The organism is Brevibacterium sp. FME17, from assembly GCF_014897515.1.
Taxonomy (GTDB): Bacteria; Actinomycetota; Actinomycetes; order Actinomycetales; family Brevibacteriaceae; genus Brevibacterium.
In genome coordinates this window covers 1-1,298 of sequence record NZ_JABUYD010000071.1, presented here as the reverse complement: position 1 = coordinate 1,298, position 1,298 = coordinate 1, and the positions used below count along the sequence as shown (strand labels likewise).

At 58.4% G+C, this 1,298-nt stretch carries 1 protein-coding gene and 1 pseudogene; both read left to right on the top strand.

All coding sequences use genetic code 11. The features are described from left to right. Window positions 1–48: 48 nt before the first annotated feature. On the top strand, window positions 49–342 hold the full coding sequence (locus INT40_RS20345) for a transposase (protein ID WP_226831734.1): 294 nt from the start codon (window positions 49–51) through the stop codon (window positions 340–342). Window positions 343–356: 14 nt separating this feature from the next. Continuing rightward, a pseudogene (locus INT40_RS20340) lies at window positions 357–1,256 on the top strand (IS3 family transposase); the annotation flags it as partial. Window positions 1,257–1,298: the final 42 nt, after the last annotated feature.

The following is a 1,298-nucleotide window of genomic DNA, read 5'->3' as shown; positions in this document are numbered from 1 at the left end:
TGCGGCCGTATGGTTTTGTGAGACAGGTTTTAAGGAGCACTCACAAACATGACCACCAGGAAGAAGTACACCCGGAAGTTCAAAGACGAGGCCGTTGAGCTCTTCCTCGCCTCCGATCTCCCGATCACTCAAGTGGCTGCGAAAGTCGGGGTGAAGGCCGGGACTCTGGGCAACTGGATCAAGAAATACCGCGAAGAGAATCCCGACAAATTCGACACCGGCGAACAGGAATCCGTGTCGTTTGCCGAACACCAAAAGGTCGTGGCTGAGAACGCGAAACTCAAACAGGAGATCGAGTTTTTGGGAAAAGTCAGCGCCTTCTTTGCCGCGAAGCAACAGTAGACGACCTCTACGAGTTCATCGAAGCAGAGAAGGCGGCCTACTCCATTGCCATGATGTGCAGGGCTCTCAAGGTCTCAAGGGCCTCGTTCTACCGGTGGCGGACCCCGACAGGGCCTTCGCCGCGAGCTGCCCGTCACGCGATGCTCGTCGAGGCGGTCACGGCAAAGTATGACGAGTGTGCCGGTCGTGCCGGCCGGGACCAACTGACTCGACTGCTCAACGCCGACGGCATCGCGGTCTCGGAATCAACCGTCGGGGTGATTCTGCGCGAGTCCAGTCTGCGCGCGGTCAGGGTCAGGGCTTGGAAGACCACGACTGTCCAGGATCCGCAGGCCAACGTCGCCCATATCGGCAATCACATGCTCGATGAGGAGGGGAATCGGGACTTCTCCTCGTCGGTGCCCGGGGCCCGGCTGTGCGGCGACATCACCTATTTAAAGACCGAGGAAGGGTGGTTGTATTTGGCCACGGTCATCGATTTGTGCACCGGCATGGTCATCGGGTGGAACATGGATGATCACATGCGTGCCAGTCTGTGCATCGAGGCTCTCGTCATGGCTCGCGACCACGGATACATGGACTCTGACCAGGCAATATACCACTCAGACAGAGGGGCACAATACACGTCGGTGCAGTTCCAGAAGTGGTGTGCAGGAAACAATGTCACCCAGTCGATGGGCGCGGTCGGGGTGTGCTGGGACAACGCGGTCGCGGAGAGCTTCTTCTCGCATTTGAAGACGGAGTTCTATCACCATCACAGCTTCGCAACGCGGCTGGCGGCCAGGACCGCGGTGATGGACTACATCGAGTCTTGGTACAACCGACAGCGCCCGAATGCCAGGGCAGATCATCGTGTCCCGGTGCAAGCCTTGAACGACTACCGCGAGAGTGGCCAGACCGGCCTGGCGGCGTAAGAGAAATCATCAACGAACTGTCTCAAAAACTTGACGAGCGCA

Coding starts and splice junctions, on each gene's coding strand:
- INT40_RS20345 (WP_226831734.1), top strand. CDS start 49: ATGACCACCAGGAAGAAGTACACCCGGAAGTTCAAAGACGAGGCCGTT.